Here is a 17,616-nt window from a genome sequence, read left to right on the forward strand (position 1 = left end):
GGGGTGGTTCATGGACGCGGTCCTTGAGGGTAAACCTTTGTACTCCCGTGGGAGTGGAGCGGATCGGGGCCGATTCCTGTTGTGGCGGTTTCCCTAACTTTGATTTGCCAAGTATACTGAGATTCTTGGACAAAACCGACTAGCGGGAGCCTGTAAAATGGCCGAAGAAACCATCTTTTCCAAAATTATCCGTCGAGAGATCCCGGCAGAGATCCTCTACCAGGACGATTTGGTCACCGCCTTCAAGGACATCAGCCCCAGGGCGCCACAGCATGTGCTGATCGTCCCCAACATCCTGATCCCCACCCTGAATGATGTAAAGGCGGCGGATGAGCCGGCCCTGGGTCGAATGGTGACCGTGGCTGCCAAACTGGCTAAGGAAGCCGGTATCGATGACGATGGCTATCGCCTGATCATCAACTGCAACCAGCACGGTGGTCAGGAGGTATTCCACATCCACATGCACCTGCTCGGGGGTAAGCCTCTCGGGCCCATGCTGGCGGTGTAATGACCCAATAAAAAAGCAGCCAACTGGCTGCTTTTTTTTGTGCCTGCCTATCCGGCGTTTTGCACGAAATCTTCGGTGAAGTCCGTCTGCCAGAACTTGAATCCCTGCACCGTGGCCTGGGCGGCGGCGCCCATCAGGTTCACCTGATAGGTGATGATCCCCTCCACATCCACAGATTGATTGGCAGAGGCCTGGCTGTCGGTGTCTTCCAGCTTGGCACTGGCTTCCGCACGAGCCTGGCCATCGAAGCCCGCATCCTTGAAGCGGGTCACTGCCTCCTGGTTGAGGAAAATCTGCACATAGGCCACCTTCTTCCAGCCAATGCCGGCTCCTGCACCGGCAGAGGCGAACCGCCAGTAGGAGAGCTTGCCGCCCTCGTTCAGTTCGCAGATGCCACCGCCGCTGGACAGGGCAAACAGATAGCTGTCGCTGCCGGTGCAGATGAGGTGGGCCACGCCCTTATTCAGGTCGGTTTCTGCTTCTGGGTGCTCGGCCACGATCTTGGACAGGGCAGATTGCGCCTCCTTATGGGCATTGGCCTTCTTGGCCTCCGGGGTGTTGCCTGTGGCACAGCCAAACATCAGGACTGAGGCGCCTATTAACGCCAGGGTCTTGGTAAAGCGGATCATCTCATGCTCCTGTTGAACGCCGGTAAGGGTCAAAAAACGGGCAGCAAAGGCTATAACCCATCCACTGAATCCAGACTGAATCATCCAATAGAAGGGGGTAGGGTGTGTTGACCTTTACCGACAATTTGGCGTCAGAATCCAGCCATTATGACCTCGATGGGTCGACACCGGGCCCGAAATGAATGGGTATCCAGACTGAGCAAATCGCCCTTCGGGGCCGACTGACAACCACCATTCAGTCATCGTCATTCTCGGCCAAATGCTGAACACCAAAGATAAACATGCCTCAGGTCAGAGCTTTAACTTTGCTGCATTAGGGTATAGACCCAAGCTGCGCAGTTGTCTATGACGGCCTTAGCCCTTGCTGCTTATCCGGTAGCCTTTGCGGGGGAAGTGGACATGAACCGTTCCGAATCGGCCTGTTTCGCGCCTGAGTATCCAGCGTTGTTCGCTGACACCGGCCAGCTGGCCTCGGGTCCCCACCTTGGCGTAGTCCGTGGGCGAGATGATCACCTCCTGGCCAACGTCAGGGTGGTCGCGAAACTCCGGCAGTACTCCCCGGGGCTGTGACGCCGCCGCCACCGCAAGGGCGTCTCTGGCACTGATGCGGCTGTGCTGGCCATGACCAAACTCGCTCATGCGGCTGTACCAGGCATTAAGTCGGGTGACTTTAGGGGAGAGGGGCACAGCACCGACTTGACTCAGGAACCACAAGGGATGGTACAGGGCAAAATCGGCGTGACTGGGTTGTTCGCCGAACAGGAACTCCCCTTGCAGACGTTCATCCACATCCGCCAGTGCCTTGCGAAAGCGCTTCGCCCCATCGGTCATGGACAGGTTTCCCCGGGTCTCCCGGGCGATTCCCAGGCGGTCCCAGATAAAGCGGGCGGTATCAAACAGCGACAGGTGGCGCCTGAGCTCGCTCAGCGCCTGCTTGGGCGGCACCAAGGATGCGGCACCGAAGAACAGGGTGGACTCGGCAAAGGTGGCGAACTCTCGGGCCTCCTGGCTGGAACTGGATGGAGCCAGATACGCCTTGTCGCTCATCTGGCTGATCTCCTCGGCAATCAACTGGCTGTCACACACCAGATCGGCGCCAAACTGGGCGACGGGGATGCGGCGGTAGCCTCCGGTAAGGGGATCGGTTGCGGGCCGCGGGGGCAGGGGGGACACCAACAGAGATTTCCAGGAGAGATCTGCGGCTCCCAGCATCAGGCGTATCTTCTCGGAAAAGGGAGAAAGCTGGTAGTGATGCAGTATCAGGGAGCTGCCCATAATGTGACTCCAGTTCAATCAAAAAGCCTAAAAATTAATCTATTAGAGCGACTTTAGATCGCCTCTGATGAAATGGAAAGGCCAGAGAGTCGGTGTCCCCCGCCTAAGGCTGGCCGGCGTCCACCTGTCGCGACCCAGCCACCCCGGCCTCCTCTGTCGCCACTGACACTCTGAGGGCGGGGAAACACCGGGAGGCATAAGGTGCTGCCTAGCTCATCAGGTCCAGTGCAATCAGAACCAGCAGTACGAGATTGCTGACCAGGCCGATCAGGAAGAAATAGCTGCGCGGGCTGGGATTGCTCTCGGTGGCGATGGCGTAATAGAGGGCCATATGAAGGATGCGCGCCAGGGCAAATACCCAGGCGATGATGCCCAGGGTAAGGGGCTCCAGACCCACAGCCATGGCAGCCAGCAGGCTCAGTGCCATCAGGGGCACGTTTTCCAGTGAGTTCTGATAGGTGCGGTGGCTGCGAAACACGAAGGAGTCGTGACTCAGGGCATCATCCACTATACCCGGCACGTAATGGCTCTGTTTACGGTGGGCCAGGGTAGCGACCAGGGTTTGTACCATCATGGTCGCCAGCATCAGCAGCAGGGCAGCAAGGGAGAGGCTGTAGTGGTCAATCATGGAGACTCCATTCAAATAGTTGGCAATTAGGTTGTGCGCAATGCTAATTGAGCTCCTGAGATAAATCAACTATATTGTGCGCAATTATATTGTGGAGTCATTTATGAGTCAGGACACGAGTTGCCCGGAGCTGATGTTTGAAAATCAGATCTGCTTTCCTCTCTACAGCGCGGCCAATGCAGTGGTCAGGGCCTATCGTCCCCTGTTGGACAAGCTGGATCTCACCTATCTTCAGTACATGGTGATGATGCTGCTTTGGCAGCACCAGAGTATGAGCGTGAAGGACCTGGGGGAGAAACTGAATCTGGACTCCGGAACCCTGACGCCGCTGTTGAAGCGACTCGAAGGCAAGGAGCTGGTGGTTCGCGGCCGCAGTCAGCAGGATGAGCGGGTCAGGGTGATCACCCTGACCGATGAGGGCAAAGCGCTCAAGGAGCAGGCAAAAGAGGTGCCCCAGGCGATGGCTTGTCGTGCGGGGATGTCCCCCCAGGACGCTGCCCAGCTCAAAGCCCTGTGTCAGTCACTGCTGGCTCAATTGGCATAGGTAAGGGGCCCGGATGCATCCTGTGTCATATTCGCTTGTCGGGGTGGAGCGATAGATTTCCACCCGAAAACTGGGGGTAATGGCCGCCAAATAGCGGTAAACGAGCTTCAGTGATATCCTTTATTGCTGTCTTGAACTCTGTTTTTTAGGCAGAAAAGCACACTGATGTTGCTTAGATAAAGCCCCAAGATAAGGAATTCCAAGCATTGTGATGCAACCTGTTAACCCTGAATTTTTCCCTTTGACCGATCTGGCGGGTCGGTTCGTCAATGAGCTGGCGCAGTGTCGCAAGCTGAACATTGATTGCCTGGAGGCCAGCGAGCACCACGTTCTGCTGCGCCTTCCCTACGAGCCCGAGCTGGTGGGCTACCCGGAGTCCAAGGTCCTCCACGGCGGGGTGATCACCACCCTGATGGATACCGCCTCAGGTGCGGCGGTGATCTGCGCCATCTACGCCCGCGAAGAGCAGCTGGAGTTGTGTCCTACCCTGGATCTGCGGGTGGATTACATGAAGGCCGCCAAGCCGGATCAGCCTGTTTACGCCATGGTGGAGTGTTTCAAGCTGACCTCTTCCGTCGCCTTTACCCGTGGCATCGCCTATCAGGAGTCCATCGATGACCCCATCGCCCAGGTGGTCTGCTCCTTTATGCGCATTGGACCGGAGCTGGTGACCGAAGCGTTTCGTGATGCCCTGCTTGGGGAGGACAAGGCATGAACATTAAACCCGTTGTCCAGCAAGCGGTTGCCGACAGAGATTATACCGAGCTGTTGGCACTGATCCCCTATGCCCAACACCTGGGAATGAACTGCGAACAGCTGGGAGAGGAGCTGGTGTTTCGCCTGCCCAACAACCCGGACAACATGGGCAATCCCATGCTGCCGGCACTCCATGGTGGGGTGATCGCCGGTTTCATGGAGATGTCTGCCATGGTGCAGCTGATGGTGATCTTGCATACTGCCCGGGTGCCGAAGATCGTGGACTTCTCCATCGATTATCTGCGCGCCGGCTACGCACGAGAGACCTTTGCCGAATGCCGCATCACCCGCCAGGGTCGCCGAGTGGCTAACGTTTCGGTAAGCTGTTGGCAAACGAACCGGAAACAGCCCATAGCTACAGCCAGGGCACACTTCCTTATCGACTAGGAGAGTCAGTTATGCGTCATTGGATATCGATTTTGTTTCTCGGCTTGGTGCTCGGCGGTTGCACGACCACCACCTCCGGCCTGGTGGCCCGTTCAGACGCCGAGAAGCTGAAGGTGGATAACGCCGCCCTCGCCAGGGACCTGTCGGTGACGCAACTGAATAAGTCGATTCTGGCCGGTCGCCTGCAGGGGCGGGCGGAACTGACCTCCAAATCCTCCGGCGACCTCTACCTGCAATACCGCTTCGTCTTCTTCGATGACACCGGTAAGGAGATGGAATCGGCCAATCGTGGCTGGCGGGCCATCAACCTGGCCGGAGGAGAGCGCCGTCAGGTCAGTGCTGTGGCCCTGAGCCCGGGCGCGGTGGAGTTTGAGCTCAGCGTCCGCCGGGTGGTCGATGAATAACTGACAGCCAGAGAATCTTTTAAAGCCACTAATTTTAGTGGCTTTTTTCTTTTTTAAAGCCATGTGGGCGCGGCATCATTGAGCAAAAATGCGGCGCCGGCACCATTCAGCGTGGATTCAGGGAGCGGGGGCGGGGTATACTGCACTCTGCCTCGGGGTGTGTCTGCAAAGATACTGAGATTCCAGTTGGAAAACCCGCGAACCTGATCCGGATAATACCGGCGTAGGAAAGGCCCAGCCTTGAAGTCCCTGCCCCAAATCCGGTCGTATTCCCTTTTAGTAATAGAGAAGTCTAAAGGACATGCGCACCAAGCTTTCCATTGTTGCCCTTGCGGTCTCCTGCTCCATCCAGGCCCAAGAGATTGAAACCATTACCGTCAATGCAGATTTTCGTGATGCCGACATCGCTCGTCTGCCCACCAGTGTCACCGTGGTCGACACCGCCCGCATGCAGGAGCAGGGGGGCGAGCACTTCGAAGATGTGCTGAAGAACATCCCCAACCTGAGTTGGGCTGGAGCTTCCTCGCGACCGCGCTACTTCCAGATCCGCGGCGTGGGTGAGCAGGAGGAGTATCAGGGAGCGCCCAACGCCTCTGTGGGCTTCATTGTCGATGACATCGACCTGTCCGGCATCGGCATGGCGGCCAGCCTGTTCGACCTGGATCAGGTGGAGGTGCTGCGTGGTCCTCAGGGTACCCGTTACGGTGCCAACGCCCTGGCGGGCCTTATCTATGTGAAGAGCAACGACCCGACCGAGAACTTCGAAGCGGGCACCGAAGTGACTCTGGGCGAAGATGACCTGATGGCCCTGGGCGCTTATGCCAGCGGCAGTGCCAGCGATACCTTGCTCTATCGCGCGTCTTTGCAGCAGACTCAGCAGAACGGCTTCCGCGACAACCTCTACCTGGGCCGCGATGACACCAACGAGCGTGATGAGCTGACCGGCCGTTTGAAACTGCGCTGGCTGGCCAGCGACAGCCTGACTGCGGATCTGACGGTGCTCCATGCGGACCTGGACAATGGCTATGACGCCTGGACCCTGGACAACAACGGCTTCGATACCCTGACCGACCAGCCCGGTGAAGACAGCCAGACCACCACTGGCGCGTCCTTGAAACTCAGCTGGGCGGCCAGCAGCGCCGTGTCTCTGGTGTCTGTGACCAGCTTTGCCGATACCGAGGCGCGTCATGCCTACGACGGCGACTGGGCCAACCCGGATTACTGGAGCAACCTGCAGTGCGAAGACTGGGAAACCGGTGATGCGGTGCCTTGCCAGTACGACTACTGGTGGGATAAGCAGCAGGAGCGCACCACCTACAGCCAGGAACTGCGTTTGGTCTCCGGGGAAGAGGGCCGCATCTTTGGTGGCACCACCGACTGGCTGGTGGGCGTATACGCCATGAAGCTGGATGAGTCCAACGATCTGCAGAGCTTCTACAACGGCTGGGAGGATGTGTTCCTCAAGTCCGACTACGAGGCCACCAACAGCGCCATCTTCGCTCAGCTGGACAGCGAATTGGGCGAGTGGATTCTCTCCGCCGGCCTGCGTGTCGAGCACCGCAGCAGCGATTACAGTGATGACAGTGGTGAGGCCTTTTCTCCCAGCGAGACCATGTGGGGCGGACACCTGTCTGCCAGTCGCTACCTTGCTGACAACCACCTGGGCTATGTGCGCATTGCCCGTGGCTACAAGGCCGGCGGCTTCAACATGGATGTGCCTGCGAACCTGCCAGGCGCCAAGGAGTTCGACAACGAGACCCTGTATAACTACGAAGTTGGGGTGAAGAGCGGCTGGCTTGATGGCGCTCTGTCCACCAATCTGGCTCTGTTCTACATGGATCGTCAGGACCAGCAGGTTGAGGCTTCCACCCAGGATCCTAACAATCCGCAGCGCTTCTTCCTGTACACCACCAACGCCACCGGCTCCACCAGCTATGGTCTGGAAGCGGATTTCAGCTGGGCGCTGACCGCCAACCTGGAGTTGTACGGCAGCCTGGGCTTGCTGGACGCCTCCTACGACGATTATATCTACAACGATAAGTACGGCACGCCGGTAGACCTCAGTGGTCGTGAACTGGCCCACTCGCCAAGCTACCAGTTCAACCTGGGGGCCACCTATCGCCATGATTTGGGGTGGTTTGCTAACTTGGTGGCCAACGGTCAGGACAGCTACTACTACTCAGATTCCGCCACCAGCAACGCCGAGTCTGACTCCTATGTGCTGTGGAACACCAAGATCGGTTATGAAGCGGAGCGCTGGGCTCTCTATCTGTGGGGCCGCAACCTCACCGATGAGAAATACGGCGTGCGCGGCTTTACCTTTGGCAATGAACCTAACGATGGCTGGCAGGAGCACCTGTACGTGCGCTATGGCGATCCCCGCCAGTTTGGCCTGACTTTCCGTTACGACTACTTCTAAGGAGACACCATGCAACTTGCTGTGGAGATCAGCCTTTACCCGTTAAAGGATCAGTACCTGCTGCCCATCAAGTGGTTTATCGAGCGTCTGGATGCCTACCCGGATATTCAGCGCAAGACCAACGGCATGAGCACTCAGCTGTGTGGCGACTATGACGTCATCATGGCGCTGCTGGCCACCGAGATGAAGGCGGCCCATCAGGAGTGGGGCAAAGGGGTGTTTGTCTGCAAGTTTATTCCCGGTGGCGTGAACCTTGACCACAGTGAGTAATTTCATCACCGAGGCGCTGGCCCAGGCCGGCGCCATGACCGCCTGGGAAGGGGTTGCCGTGGTGCTGGCCCTGGCCTACCTGCTGCTGGCGATGCGCGGCAACATCTGGTGTTGGCCGGCGGCTTTCTTCAGCACCCTTATCTACGTGGTGCTGTTCTGGAAGGTCTCCCTGCTGATGGAGTCGGTATTGAACGGCTACTACCTGCTGATGGCCCTCTATGGCTTCTGGCAGTGGCGCTACGGCGGCCGGGGAGAGGGGCTGAGTTACCAGACCTGGAGTCTGTCCAGCCATGTCCGCCTCATCGGCATCACCGCCCTGGTGGCCCTTGGGCTGGGCTACGTGATGGACAACTACACCCACGCCGACCTGGCCTATCTGGATTCTGCCACCACCTGTTTTGCGGTGGTGGGCACGGTGATGACCGCCCGCAAGGTGGTGGAGAACTGGCTCTACTGGGTGGTGATCGACATCGTTTCCATCTACCTCTACATGAGCAAGCAGATGATGCTGACCAGTGGTTTGTTCGTCCTCTATGTGGGCCTGGCCCTGGCCAGCTATTTCACCTGGCGCAACGCCTATCGGAGTCAGGGTGAGCCTGCCTTCGCCTGATACTCTGCTCAGTGAGGTGCCGGAATACGCCGGTGCTTCACTGCGTCCTTTTGGCACCGGCAGCGCCAATGCCCTCTACCTGATTCAGCCCAGTGACCCAGAGGCCCTGCTGCGGGTGCACGACAGTGGCGCCCGCATGAGTGCCGATCGCCGCCTAGAACAGACTATCTGGCGTCAGGCTGCGGACGCCGGCCTTTCACCTGCGCTGTATTATTGGGATCCCGCCCATCGATTCGCCGTCACTCAGCGCTGGGGGGCCCGAGCGGACACCCTCACCCCTGATGCTGCGGCGCGCACCCTGCTGGCCTTCCACCGGCTTCCCATCGATGTCGGCGTCGTGGATTATGCCTCCGCCCTGGATACCGACGCTCTGGTTTGGCAACAGCAGATGCTGAGCAGCCGGCTTGCACCGGGCATGACCCATCATGATCCCAGCCTGGGCAACTGGCTCAGCCAGGGACAGCAACTGAGGCTTATCGACTTTGAATACGCCGGTTTCGGTCATCCCCTGTGGGATCTGGCCTGTTTGATGCTGGAGTGGCCGGCAATGGCCGAAGCGGGCAGGTGTTACTATTTTGCCCAAGGGGTGGAGCCCGACTCCACCGAGGCGAAGGCTTTGCACGCCGCCGGCTATCTCTACCTGAGAACGTCACTGAACTGGTGTGAGCTGGCGCTGCAGCAAGGTGGCGAGCAGACGTTGCTGCTTAACTGGGCTCAGCGGTACCGTCATTTGCTGAACACCGGCCTGGAATCCTTGCTGACACTCTGACCTTGTTCGCCGGAACTTAATACCCAGAGTCCAACTCTAACAATGAGTTAACATGGCAGTAAGGCGCAATCGAGGAGAGGAATTTGAAGGGACGTTGGCTGATTGTCACCCTGGTGGCACTGGTACTGACAGGATGCAGTACCAAGTTTGTCTATAACTGGCTGGACTGGATCATCGAGTGGGAGGTGGCTGATTATGTGGAGCTCTCCCGCACTCAGGAAAGGCAGTTTGAAGCCATGGTGGATGAGATGCTGCAATGGCATCGTCGGGAAGAGCTGCCCAAATACCGCGACCAGCTGGTCACCCTCCGACATCAGGTTAATCATCAGCTCACTTCAGAGGACGCCTTAGGACACATCCGCAGCCTGGAGCAGCATTGGCTGAGGATCTTCGATCACCTGATGCCCAGACTGGTGCCCATGATGCAGACCCTGACCGACGAACAGGTGGAGCAACTGTTGTCCAAGTTGGCCAAGGAGAATCAGAAGGACATCGACCGTTACCTGAAGAAGGAGTTTGATGAACGGGTCAGCCGGTCGAACAAACGCACCGCTAAGAGCCTCAAGCGCTGGGTCGGTAAGCTGACGCCATTGCAGAAAGAGGCGGTCAACAAGTTCAACTATGAACGCCATCAATCCATGGACCTCTGGGTGGCCTATCGTCAGGCCTGGCAGGAGCGCTTCGGGGAAGCACTGCGCAATCGCAGCGACGGTGCCCTGCTCAAGAGTGAATTAAGGCTGCTGCTGGTGACCCCGGATAAGATTCGGCCTGCCGGTTACAAGGAGCAGCTCAGCATGAATCAGCACAATTTTGCCGACGCTCTGGAGTCCATCAATGCTAGCCTCACCGGAAAGCAGCGCAAGAAGCTGAATCGTGAGCTAGGCTCTTTGATAGATGATCTGGCTGATTTATCGAAAAATTAACTTTGATGAAAGCAAGGAGCGTCCACGCCGGTCATCTTAGTCAGTAGTAACTTAAAAGGAATATGGTTATGCAGGCTCTGATCAATTTGTGGCAAAGCTTCTTTCGCGCGACCCAGTCTCTGGAAGGCCTGGCGCCTTTGGCACTTCGCCTCTATCTGGCTCCGGTTTTCATTCAAGCCGGCTACAACAAGCTGAGCCATTTTGAGGACACCGCCGCCTGGTTTGGGAATCCGGATTGGGGGTTGGGATTGCCGTTTCCCGAAGTGATGGCTGCCCTGGCGGCCGGTACTGAATTTTTCGGCGGCATTTTGCTGATTGTGGGCCTGTTTACCCGGCTGATCAGCATTCCATTGATGGTGACCATGCTGGTGGCCGCCTTTGCGGTGCACTGGGAGAATGGTTGGCTGGCCATTGCCGATGCCTCCAGCTGGTTGGCCAATGAGCAGGTGATGGCGGCCCCAGAGAAGCTGGAGCGTGCCAAGGCCATTTTGCAGGAGCACGGTAATTACGACTGGCTCACCTCATCCGGCAAGTTTGTGGTGCTGAACAACGGCATCGAGTTTGCTATTACCTACTTTGTGATGCTGCTGGCGCTCTACTTTATGGGCGGCGGCAAGTTTACCAGCCTGGATTATTTCTTCGGGCCTAAAGACAAGGCCTAATACTTAAAGCTCACAGCAACAAAAAGCCCGACTCGTTCAGAGTCGGGCTTTGTTGTTTTTGAGCGCTGCCTACCTGGCCGCTTGCCACCCTGGGGGAAGCACTTCGGCCAAACCCTGGTCGTAGAGGGCCAGAACTGACTCAAAGCCATGCTTGGGTTGCCAGCCAAGAGCTCGGGTGGCAGCGCCGGCGTCGTACACCCTGTCCAGAGAGTGGGGAAGGCTCCAGCCTCTTCGGTCAAACTCAACGGCCAGTTCTGGCAATGTTTGGCGAATCAGAGAAGCGGCATCCTCATAAAGGGCCTGGGTATCTTGCGGGGTGAAGGGGGAAGCTGCGGAGAGGTTAAACAGGTTGAAGCCGGGCAGGGACCGGCGCAGGGCCAACTCATGTCCGCACGCCACATCCCGGGCATCGATGCCGCGGTTGAGGCGGTACACCGCCATTATGTCAACCGCCTCGGGGAAGCAGCGGGACATCCTTAGCACCGTCACAGGCAGACCGGTTTGCTCACTGAAGCGTCTTAGCCAGCTTTCCGCTTCCAGCTTGGTTGTGTGGTAGACGGTTCTGGGCTGGGGGACTGCCTGTTCGTCCACCCAGGCCGCTCGGCCCCGAGTGGGTTCAGAGCTGTGGCCATAGAGGGCGGTGGTGCTGGTGAACACCACCTGTTTCAGCCCTTGACGGACACCCTCTTCGACCAGCTGCTGAGTCAGGGTTACGTTGATCTGTTGGAACCGCTGTTGTGGCGCCAGACCTACATGAGGCGCATGCAGGGCTGCGGTGTGCACCAAGGCAGTGATGCCTTCCAGTGCCTGCCGACGCACCTCGTCGTCACAGAGATCTCCCACCAGATCGGCGGTAGAGCAGGGTGTCAGGTCAACGCCTCGAACCTGGTATCCCAGGTTGGCCAGATGGATGTAGATGGCTCGGCCAATGCGCCCGGCGCTGCCGGTCACCAGCACCGTCATCAGTGACTTTCGCCATGTTCCAGCATCTGCCGGCTGACGTAATCGCCCTTGTCCATCTCATAGACATTGGCGGCGATCTTCGACAGATCCGGGAACAGGCGGGAAAGCTCTGCCACCACCAGCCGGGACAGCGCCGCCTTCTGCTCCTGGGTCCGCCCCGTCAGAATGTGGGCGAACAGATGAATAAAGGGTTCGCGTTTGCCGCCGGCCAGATAGGTAGCATAAGGGTTGATGCGTACCTTGATGGCAGCTTCGTTGAACAGTCCGGAGCTGACCGCTGCCTGGTGAATGGTGCTTAAAATCACCTCTTCAGACTGGTTCTCCAGTACCTCCTGGGCGCAGTCGATAACAAAATGGGGCATGGTGGCTCCTGATGAAAGTTGGCAAGACGGCCCAGTCTACTATGGCCAAGGTCACGGCTCAGCCACAAATCACAAAATATTGATACTTTGTGGCTTTCTATTTCGACTCATTAGCGGTAGCGTAATTATTGAGCAGGGAAGGGCTTCTGTCTGCGTACGGCTTTTTGGCCGCAGATGCACGGCGATCCATCAGGGATCGCGTATTTTGCGTGATCTTTTTTGATTGTGCCTGACTTGGATTTGTCGAACTCAGGGATTGAGGTGACCACTATGTCGCGTTTTGGAATTAAGGGTATTTCCATCAGGGTTACCGTGGTGTTTGTGTTTATTATTGGCACCCTGATCACCGCCGCCACCGCCATTACCCTCCAGTACCTCTTCTCGTCCAAAATTGCCACCGAGGCGGTGACCGCTCAGGCGGAGATTTTGGCGAAAAACACCCAGGACAAAGTCGAGGGCCTGCATACCAAGGCGGCCCATTCAGTGGAGATCCTGGCCCGCAATGCAGCCCTGGTCGACGGCAGCCAGGTGGATGAGTACGCAACCGACCGGTTGTTTGCCAATCTGCTGCAGAACAACAATGAGTTCTACGCCGTTTACCTGGGTCTGGCCAATGGCGACTTTTATGAGCTGATCAACCTGGAAGCCAGCCCGCAGATCAGAGAGCAGTTGGGGGCATCCCTGACGGATAGGTTTGCCAAGGTGCTCATTCATCAGGAGGAGGGACAGCGGGTCAAGCGCACCCTGTTTCTCAATGAAGCGTTTCAGGTGAGTCACCAACTGGTGGAGCCCAGTGACTATGACGCAACAACCCGCCCTTGGTTTCAGATAGCCGATACCATCAACGCCAGCCGCACAAAGCCCTACCTGTTTCAGCATCTTCAGGCCCCAGGCCAGACTTTCTCAATGATGATGGAGGAGAGCGGGGCAGTGATTGCCGTGGATATTGCCCTGTCCACCATGTCCCAGTTCCTCTCCAGGCAACTGGCCACAGGCACGCCCATAGAGCACAGTGAGGTGTTTCTCTATGACCTGAGTGGCAAGCTGGTGGCCTCCAGCAACGCTGCCACCGAGATGCCCCGAAGAGAGTTGCTGCCGCTCACTCTGAGTGAGCAGGAACGGAACTACCTCAACAGCCTCGGCACCGTGCGCATCGCCAACGAAATGGACTGGGCACCACTGGACTACTCCATCGCCGGACAGCCCAGAGGGTACACGGTGGAGCTGATTCAGATGCTGGCTCAAAGCCTGGGATTGTCTGTGGAGTTCATCAATGGGGTGTCCTGGGATTCCCTGGTGCAGCACTTCCAACAAGGCGACCTGGAGATCCTGACGCCGGTGTATCGAACCGGCAGCAACACTCATTGGGGCCAGTTCTCTTCCCCCATGGTGGAGATGCCTATGGCGTTGGCGACTCGGATGGATGGTCAGCGCTACACCAGCTTGGCGGCGCTTGATGGCGCCGTGCTGGCGATACCAGCCGCTTGGTCGATCATTCCCGAAATTCAACGTGCTTACCCACAAATCCGCATTCTTGAAACGGCCAGCGTGGCCGACGCTCTGATGGCGGTAACCAATGGCGAAGCGGACGCCACCATAGAAACCCGCATCATCCTCGATTACACCAAGCGCGTTTATTTTCTGGAAGGCGTTCATATTGAGCCCAACCTGGATATCGGTGCGGTGAACTTCGATGCGGGCTTAAGAGCGGTATTCAAGCCCGAGTTGGAGCCTTTGGCCGAGTTGTTTGATCGGGCATTAGCTCAGGTGGGGCCCCAGGACAGGCTCTACCTGTCCCAGCGTTGGTTGGGGGACATGACCGAGATCCGTCAGCAGGACTCTCTCACCGTTCCCTACAAGGCGTTGATCACCACGGCACAGGAGCGTCTGTTACAGGGGAAGCTGAACCGTCTGCCGTTGGAGGGGCGTGACAGCTTTTTGTACATCGAACCGTTGCGGGTGGGTGAGGACCACTTCTTTGCGCTGGCCCTGGACGTGGATACTGTATTGGAAGCGAGTCGCAGAGAGGTGCTGGTGTCCGCGACGGCCACCGCCATCTGTATTCTGGCTTTGCTGCCGTTCTGTTACCTGTTGGCCAACCCCATAGTAAACCCCATTCGTCAGTTGGCCAGAGAAAATGAGAAGGTGATGCGCCGTCAGTACCACCAAGTGCAGAGGCAACCCTCCATCATCAAAGAAGTGGATGAACTCTCCCGGTCGATGGTAGAGATGTCCGCGGCCATTGCCGAACATGAGGCCCAGCAGCAGAGGCTGATGGACTCCTTTATCGAGGTGATCGCCCAGACCATTGATGACAAGTCACCCTACACCGGTGGCCACTGCTACCGGGTGCCAGAGCTGGGCTTGATGCTGGCCCGTGAAGCCAGCATCAGCCAGGAGGCGGCGTTTAAGGCGTTCTCCATCGAAGATAAGGACAAACACCGGGAATTCAAGCTGGCGGCCTGGCTGCATGACTGCGGTAAGATCAGCACTCCGGAACATGTGGTGGATAAGGGCAGCAAGCTGGAATCCAGCTACAACCGCATCCATGAAATCCGCACGCGTTTCGAAGTACTGTGGCGCGATGAAGAGATTCACTACCTCAAGGCGGTGATGGCCGCCCCGGAAGATGAAGCTCAGCTCAGGGCAAAACGGGATCAGGCGCAACAACTGCTGGTGGAGCAGTTCGAATTTGTCGCCAGGTGCAACGTGGGCGGTGAGTTTATGGCCGATGAGAGCATCGAGCGCCTGCGCGGCATCGCCAAGCGCACCTGGCTGCGTCACTTTGATGATTGCCTGGGGCTGGGGCCGCTGGAAGAGCGGCGCCGCGGCGAGTCTCAGGTACAGTTGCCTGTCACCGAGAATCTGCTGTCGGACAAGCCGGAACATCGCATCGCTTGGGAGCGGAAACAGAGCTACGACCCCAGCCTGGGCATCAAGCTTGAGCCCACGGAGCTGCAAAACAACCAGGGCGAACTCTACAACCTGTGCATACGCAAAGGCACCCTGAATGACGAGGAGCGCTTCCGCATCAATGAGCACACGGTCAGCACCATCAAGATTCTCGAAAGCCTGCCCTTCCCACCGGAGCTGGCCAATGTCCCCAGGTATGCCTCGACCCACCATGAAACTTTAAAGGGCACTGGCTACCCCAGGCGACTGACCGGCGACCAGCTCTCCGTGGGAGAGCGTATTCTGGTGCTGGCGGACATTTTTGAAGCCCTGACCGCCGATGACAGGCCCTATAAGAAGGCCAAGTCCCTGAGCAGTGCCATCAATATCCTCCATAAGATGGTGAAAGACGATCACGTGGATGAGGAGGTGTTCCGCCTGTTCCTCACCACTGGTGTCTACATGGAGTACGCCGAGCGCTTCCTGAAACCCTCGCAGATGGATGAGGTGGATTTGAGCAAGTATCTTGCAGAGGAGACGGTCGCAGATACGGAGTTGGCTTAGTGTTGGACGGGCTGATGACTTTGCCGGGGCATTAGGGAATGAATCAGGCATTGCTTTACATCTATTGTCCTTTGCCAAACTCACCAAAGAGCTAACTAAGATTGAAATCAAGGTCGTGTTCGATCTGCATGCCTGATTCTCGTTTCTCCTGTTCCCAGAACAGTGGGGGGTAGCGCAAACAGAGATGCAGTGAAGCTGAGTGATTCAGCTTAGACATTGCGTTCGACAACAAAGAATAAAGTAATCGTTCTAAATAAACGGGGCCGGGAATGTTCTGAAAGAATATTTCCGGCCTTTTACTTTTCGGCTAATTCAGAGCATTGATCCCAGCTTTAGTTAAGGGTTCATCAACTCTTTTTCTTTTGCTTCGTTAGCTTGTGATCACAGCACAGTTATTAAGATTGAAATATACTGCGCTCAATTATCATCGTTCAGTCCTACAGGATATTTGGGGTGCGAAGAACTCGAGGTTTTACTCTAATTGAACTGACGGTTGTCATCGCCATTTTGGCGGTGATGGCAGTAACGGCGACTTCGAAGTTTGTAGACTTATCCTCTGAGGCGAGAATTGCCGGATTGGAGGGGATGAAAGCCACGCTGGAGAGCGGCACATCGCTTATTCACCTAAGAGCCCAAATAGACGGTCAGACCTCCGGGAGTGGGAGCGTGACCCAGGATGGCACCACCATCACTCTCCACAGTGGCTATCCCACAGGCTATTGGCAAAACAGCATGAGATACATTGCCGGGCTGGATACGGTCGACTGGTCGGCAACCAATGACACTGTGTGTACGGGCGACTGGTGTGGTAAGGGGAATCAGACCTATCTGTCCAGTGGAATCACCACCACTTCGCCGGTTGTCATCGGCAAGGTATTTCCGGAGGGTTACAGCTATAACGACGAGTGCGGTGTTTACTATATCAATTATCTAAATGGCGCCAGGCCAGTGGTAGGGCTGGAAACCGCTGACTGTGACTGATTGTATTGGCTTAGTGCTTAGATAATACTAAAGAGCCCCGTAGAACGGGGCTCAATCCGGTGAGTTACAGCTCGCTGAACAGGGAGAGTCAGCGCTCGAAGTCCGCCTCTTTTTGGCGTAATTCGCGCTCCATCTGCTTCAGTTTCTTTTTGGTATGACGTTCATACGCCAGTTCTTCCTTACAAGCGGCCAGCTCTTTGGCGTACATCTCTTTGCTGTACTCTTTTTCCGATACGGTCTTATTGAGCTGCTGCTCTTCAGGGTGGGTGCTGCCGGGCGCGGCGGCCAGAGCAACTGAGGGTAGGGCGGCGGAGAAAGTCAGTGCTGCGGTCAGCAAAAGCGATCCATATTTCATTGCTTGCTCCCTTTGGCTATGTATCTCATTAACTATGGTGCAGTTTCTCGATAACGCCAATCGACTCTGTGAATCCAGTTAATCGAAGAAGATACACTGCGGCTTTGATAGACTGGGTTGCAAATGATATTGATTTACAGGAGCGGCAATGGATGCGCTGACCCTTCTTACTCAACGACACTCCTCCCCCAGGCTCACCGAACCGGGTCCGGCCCCGCAGCAGCTGGAGACCATATTGGCGGCGGCGGTCAAGGCGCCGGATCATGCGGCGCTCACCCCCTGGAAATTTGTTATCGCTCAGGGAGAGGGGCTGCTGAAGCTCGGCGAGATCTTCTTCGAAGCAGCCAAGGCCAAGGGGGAGAGCGGCGAGGCACTGGCCCGAGCCAGGCTGCTGCCGACCCGGGCACCCATGGTCATTACGGTCATCGCCAAGGTGCAGGAGCACCCTAAGGTGCCGGCCATCGAACAGCACCTGAGCGCCGGATGTGCTGCAATGGCGATGCAGATGGCGGCTCAGGCACAAGGGCTCGGCGGCATCTGGCGCACCGGCAGTTATGCCTTTGACCCCATAGTGCGGGAGTCTCTGGGCGCTCGGGGTGAGGACCAGATTGTCGGTTTTCTTTATCTGGGTACGCCGCTCTCTAAGGCTCCCAACAAGAAATCGCCTAACCCTGACGACTACGTTGCTTTCCTGTAGCCTGGTTAAGGCAGCGAA

At 57.1% G+C, this 17,616-nt stretch carries 20 protein-coding genes and 1 riboswitch; of the genes, 14 read left to right on the top strand and 6 right to left on the bottom strand.

The window, feature by feature from the left end; all coding sequences use genetic code 11:
- Positions 1–157 precede the first annotated feature (157 nt).
- Positions 158–508, top strand: coding sequence for a purine nucleoside phosphoramidase (gene hinT, locus QUE41_RS09485; RefSeq protein ID WP_286342632.1), 351 nt, complete (start codon positions 158–160; stop codon positions 506–508).
- A gap of 47 nt (positions 509–555) precedes the next feature.
- Here hinT and QUE41_RS09490 read toward each other — a convergent pair whose 3' ends face one another.
- The 3 genes from QUE41_RS09490 to QUE41_RS09500 form a co-directional block, all read right to left on the bottom strand.
- Complete coding sequence (locus QUE41_RS09490) at positions 556–1,137, bottom strand: lipid-binding SYLF domain-containing protein (protein ID WP_286342633.1); 582 nt, start codon at positions 1,135–1,137, stop codon at positions 556–558.
- Positions 1,138–1,491: 354 nt separating this feature from the next.
- On the bottom strand, positions 1,492–2,412 hold the full coding sequence (locus QUE41_RS09495) for a glutathione S-transferase family protein (RefSeq protein ID WP_286342634.1): 921 nt from the start codon (positions 2,410–2,412) through the stop codon (positions 1,492–1,494).
- 208 nt (positions 2,413–2,620) lie between these two features.
- Entirely contained in the window at positions 2,621–3,040 is a 420-nt protein-coding gene (locus tag QUE41_RS09500) for an MAPEG family protein (protein WP_286342635.1), read from the bottom strand.
- A gap of 103 nt (positions 3,041–3,143) precedes the next feature.
- Between QUE41_RS09500 and ohrR the strand changes: the two genes are divergently transcribed.
- The 10 genes from ohrR (at position 3,144) to QUE41_RS09550 (ending at position 10,784) form a co-directional block, all read left to right on the top strand.
- On the top strand, positions 3,144–3,584 hold the full coding sequence (gene ohrR, locus QUE41_RS09505; RefSeq protein WP_286342636.1) for a transcriptional regulator OhrR: 441 nt from the start codon (positions 3,144–3,146) through the stop codon (positions 3,582–3,584).
- A gap of 211 nt (positions 3,585–3,795) precedes the next feature.
- Complete coding sequence (locus QUE41_RS09510; RefSeq protein ID WP_286342932.1) at positions 3,796–4,299, top strand: PaaI family thioesterase; 504 nt, start codon at positions 3,796–3,798, stop codon at positions 4,297–4,299.
- Positions 4,296–4,727 (top strand): PaaI family thioesterase, encoded by a 432-nt coding sequence (locus tag QUE41_RS09515; RefSeq protein ID WP_286342637.1) that lies wholly within the window; start codon positions 4,296–4,298, stop codon positions 4,725–4,727. Before QUE41_RS09510 ends, QUE41_RS09515 begins: the two co-directional genes overlap by 4 nt.
- Positions 4,728–4,738: 11 nt before the next feature.
- Positions 4,739–5,131, top strand: coding sequence for a YcfL family putative periplasmic lipoprotein (locus QUE41_RS09520; protein WP_286342638.1), 393 nt, complete (start codon positions 4,739–4,741; stop codon positions 5,129–5,131).
- A 143-nt stretch (positions 5,132–5,274) separates the two neighbouring features.
- A riboswitch (TPP riboswitch) is annotated at positions 5,275–5,378 on the top strand.
- 54 nt (positions 5,379–5,432) lie between these two features.
- On the top strand, positions 5,433–7,550 hold the full coding sequence (locus QUE41_RS09525) for a TonB-dependent receptor (RefSeq protein WP_286342639.1): 2,118 nt from the start codon (positions 5,433–5,435) through the stop codon (positions 7,548–7,550).
- Positions 7,551–7,559: 9 nt separating this feature from the next.
- Positions 7,560–7,820, top strand: a complete 261-nt coding sequence (locus QUE41_RS09530; RefSeq protein WP_286342640.1) for a hypothetical protein — start codon at positions 7,560–7,562, stop codon at positions 7,818–7,820.
- Between the two features lie 34 nt (positions 7,821–7,854).
- The gene (gene pnuC, locus QUE41_RS09535) at positions 7,855–8,430 is read left to right on the top strand and encodes a nicotinamide riboside transporter PnuC (protein WP_286342933.1); all 576 of its coding nucleotides are present in this window, start codon (positions 7,855–7,857) and stop codon (positions 8,428–8,430) included.
- On the top strand, positions 8,411–9,199 hold the full coding sequence (locus QUE41_RS09540) for a phosphotransferase (protein ID WP_286342641.1): 789 nt from the start codon (positions 8,411–8,413) through the stop codon (positions 9,197–9,199). The genes pnuC and QUE41_RS09540 overlap by 20 nt, the downstream gene beginning before the upstream one ends.
- Positions 9,200–9,282: 83 nt before the next feature.
- Complete coding sequence (locus tag QUE41_RS09545) at positions 9,283–10,122, top strand: DUF6279 family lipoprotein (protein WP_286342642.1); 840 nt, start codon at positions 9,283–9,285, stop codon at positions 10,120–10,122.
- Between the two features lie 68 nt (positions 10,123–10,190).
- Complete coding sequence (locus QUE41_RS09550) at positions 10,191–10,784, top strand: HvfX family Cu-binding RiPP maturation protein (protein ID WP_286342643.1); 594 nt, start codon at positions 10,191–10,193, stop codon at positions 10,782–10,784.
- A gap of 69 nt (positions 10,785–10,853) precedes the next feature.
- Here QUE41_RS09550 and QUE41_RS09555 read toward each other — a convergent pair whose 3' ends face one another.
- Both QUE41_RS09555 and QUE41_RS09560 read right to left on the bottom strand, forming a co-directional pair.
- On the bottom strand, positions 10,854–11,747 hold the full coding sequence (locus tag QUE41_RS09555) for an NAD-dependent epimerase/dehydratase family protein (RefSeq protein ID WP_286342644.1): 894 nt from the start codon (positions 11,745–11,747) through the stop codon (positions 10,854–10,856).
- The gene (locus QUE41_RS09560) at positions 11,747–12,109 is read right to left on the bottom strand and encodes a 5-carboxymethyl-2-hydroxymuconate Delta-isomerase (RefSeq protein WP_286342645.1); all 363 of its coding nucleotides are present in this window, start codon (positions 12,107–12,109) and stop codon (positions 11,747–11,749) included. Before QUE41_RS09560 ends, QUE41_RS09555 begins: the two co-directional genes overlap by 1 nt.
- Positions 12,110–12,379: 270 nt before the next feature.
- Between QUE41_RS09560 and QUE41_RS09565 the strand changes: the two genes are divergently transcribed.
- Together QUE41_RS09565 and QUE41_RS09570 are read left to right on the top strand one after the other, a co-directional pair.
- Positions 12,380–15,565 carry an HD domain-containing phosphohydrolase gene (locus QUE41_RS09565; protein WP_286342646.1) on the top strand — a complete coding sequence of 1,062 codons (3,186 nt, stop codon included), beginning with the start codon at positions 12,380–12,382 and terminating at the stop codon, positions 15,563–15,565.
- 453 nt (positions 15,566–16,018) lie between these two features.
- On the top strand, positions 16,019–16,546 hold the full coding sequence (locus QUE41_RS09570) for a type II secretion system protein (protein WP_286342647.1): 528 nt from the start codon (positions 16,019–16,021) through the stop codon (positions 16,544–16,546).
- 88 nt (positions 16,547–16,634) lie between these two features.
- On the opposite strand, the gene QUE41_RS09575 is transcribed toward QUE41_RS09570, so the two are convergent.
- On the bottom strand, positions 16,635–16,901 hold the full coding sequence (locus tag QUE41_RS09575; RefSeq protein WP_286342648.1) for a hypothetical protein: 267 nt from the start codon (positions 16,899–16,901) through the stop codon (positions 16,635–16,637).
- 148 nt (positions 16,902–17,049) lie between these two features.
- On the opposite strand from QUE41_RS09575, the gene QUE41_RS09580 reads away from it, so the two are divergent.
- Positions 17,050–17,598: an NAD(P)H nitroreductase gene (locus tag QUE41_RS09580; RefSeq protein ID WP_286342649.1), complete on the top strand. Its 549-nt coding sequence runs from the start codon at positions 17,050–17,052 to the stop codon at positions 17,596–17,598.
- The last annotated feature ends 18 nt before the right edge of the window (positions 17,599–17,616 follow it).

The sequence above is a fragment of the Ferrimonas sp. YFM genome (assembly GCF_030296015.1).
Classification (GTDB): domain Bacteria; phylum Pseudomonadota; class Gammaproteobacteria; order Enterobacterales; family Shewanellaceae; genus Ferrimonas.

Bases quoted from the DNA above. Each gene is read 5' to 3' on its own strand.
- QUE41_RS09520 (WP_286342638.1), top strand. From the start codon at position 4,739: ATGCGTCATTGGATATCGATTTTGTTTCTCGGCTTGGTGCTCGGCGGT.
- QUE41_RS09565 (WP_286342646.1), top strand. From the start codon at position 12,380: ATGTCGCGTTTTGGAATTAAGGGTATTTCCATCAGGGTTACCGTGGTG.
- QUE41_RS09495 (WP_286342634.1), bottom strand. From the start codon at position 2,412: ATGGGCAGCTCCCTGATACTGCATCACTACCAGCTTTCTCCCTTTTCC.
- QUE41_RS09550 (WP_286342643.1), top strand. From the start codon at position 10,191: ATGCAGGCTCTGATCAATTTGTGGCAAAGCTTCTTTCGCGCGACCCAG.
- QUE41_RS09580 (WP_286342649.1), top strand. From the start codon at position 17,050: ATGGATGCGCTGACCCTTCTTACTCAACGACACTCCTCCCCCAGGCTC.
- QUE41_RS09500 (WP_286342635.1), bottom strand. From the start codon at position 3,040: ATGATTGACCACTACAGCCTCTCCCTTGCTGCCCTGCTGCTGATGCTG.
- QUE41_RS09510 (WP_286342932.1), top strand. From the start codon at position 3,796: ATGCAACCTGTTAACCCTGAATTTTTCCCTTTGACCGATCTGGCGGGT.
- QUE41_RS09555 (WP_286342644.1), bottom strand. From the start codon at position 11,747: ATGACGGTGCTGGTGACCGGCAGCGCCGGGCGCATTGGCCGAGCCATC.
- QUE41_RS09530 (WP_286342640.1), top strand. From the start codon at position 7,560: ATGCAACTTGCTGTGGAGATCAGCCTTTACCCGTTAAAGGATCAGTAC.
- hinT (WP_286342632.1), top strand. From the start codon at position 158: ATGGCCGAAGAAACCATCTTTTCCAAAATTATCCGTCGAGAGATCCCG.
- QUE41_RS09490 (WP_286342633.1), bottom strand. From the start codon at position 1,137: ATGATCCGCTTTACCAAGACCCTGGCGTTAATAGGCGCCTCAGTCCTG.
- QUE41_RS09515 (WP_286342637.1), top strand. From the start codon at position 4,296: ATGAACATTAAACCCGTTGTCCAGCAAGCGGTTGCCGACAGAGATTAT.
- pnuC (WP_286342933.1), top strand. From the start codon at position 7,855: ATGACCGCCTGGGAAGGGGTTGCCGTGGTGCTGGCCCTGGCCTACCTG.
- QUE41_RS09525 (WP_286342639.1), top strand. From the start codon at position 5,433: ATGCGCACCAAGCTTTCCATTGTTGCCCTTGCGGTCTCCTGCTCCATC.
- QUE41_RS09575 (WP_286342648.1), bottom strand. From the start codon at position 16,901: ATGAAATATGGATCGCTTTTGCTGACCGCAGCACTGACTTTCTCCGCC.
- ohrR (WP_286342636.1), top strand. From the start codon at position 3,144: ATGAGTCAGGACACGAGTTGCCCGGAGCTGATGTTTGAAAATCAGATC.
- QUE41_RS09560 (WP_286342645.1), bottom strand. From the start codon at position 12,109: ATGCCCCATTTTGTTATCGACTGCGCCCAGGAGGTACTGGAGAACCAG.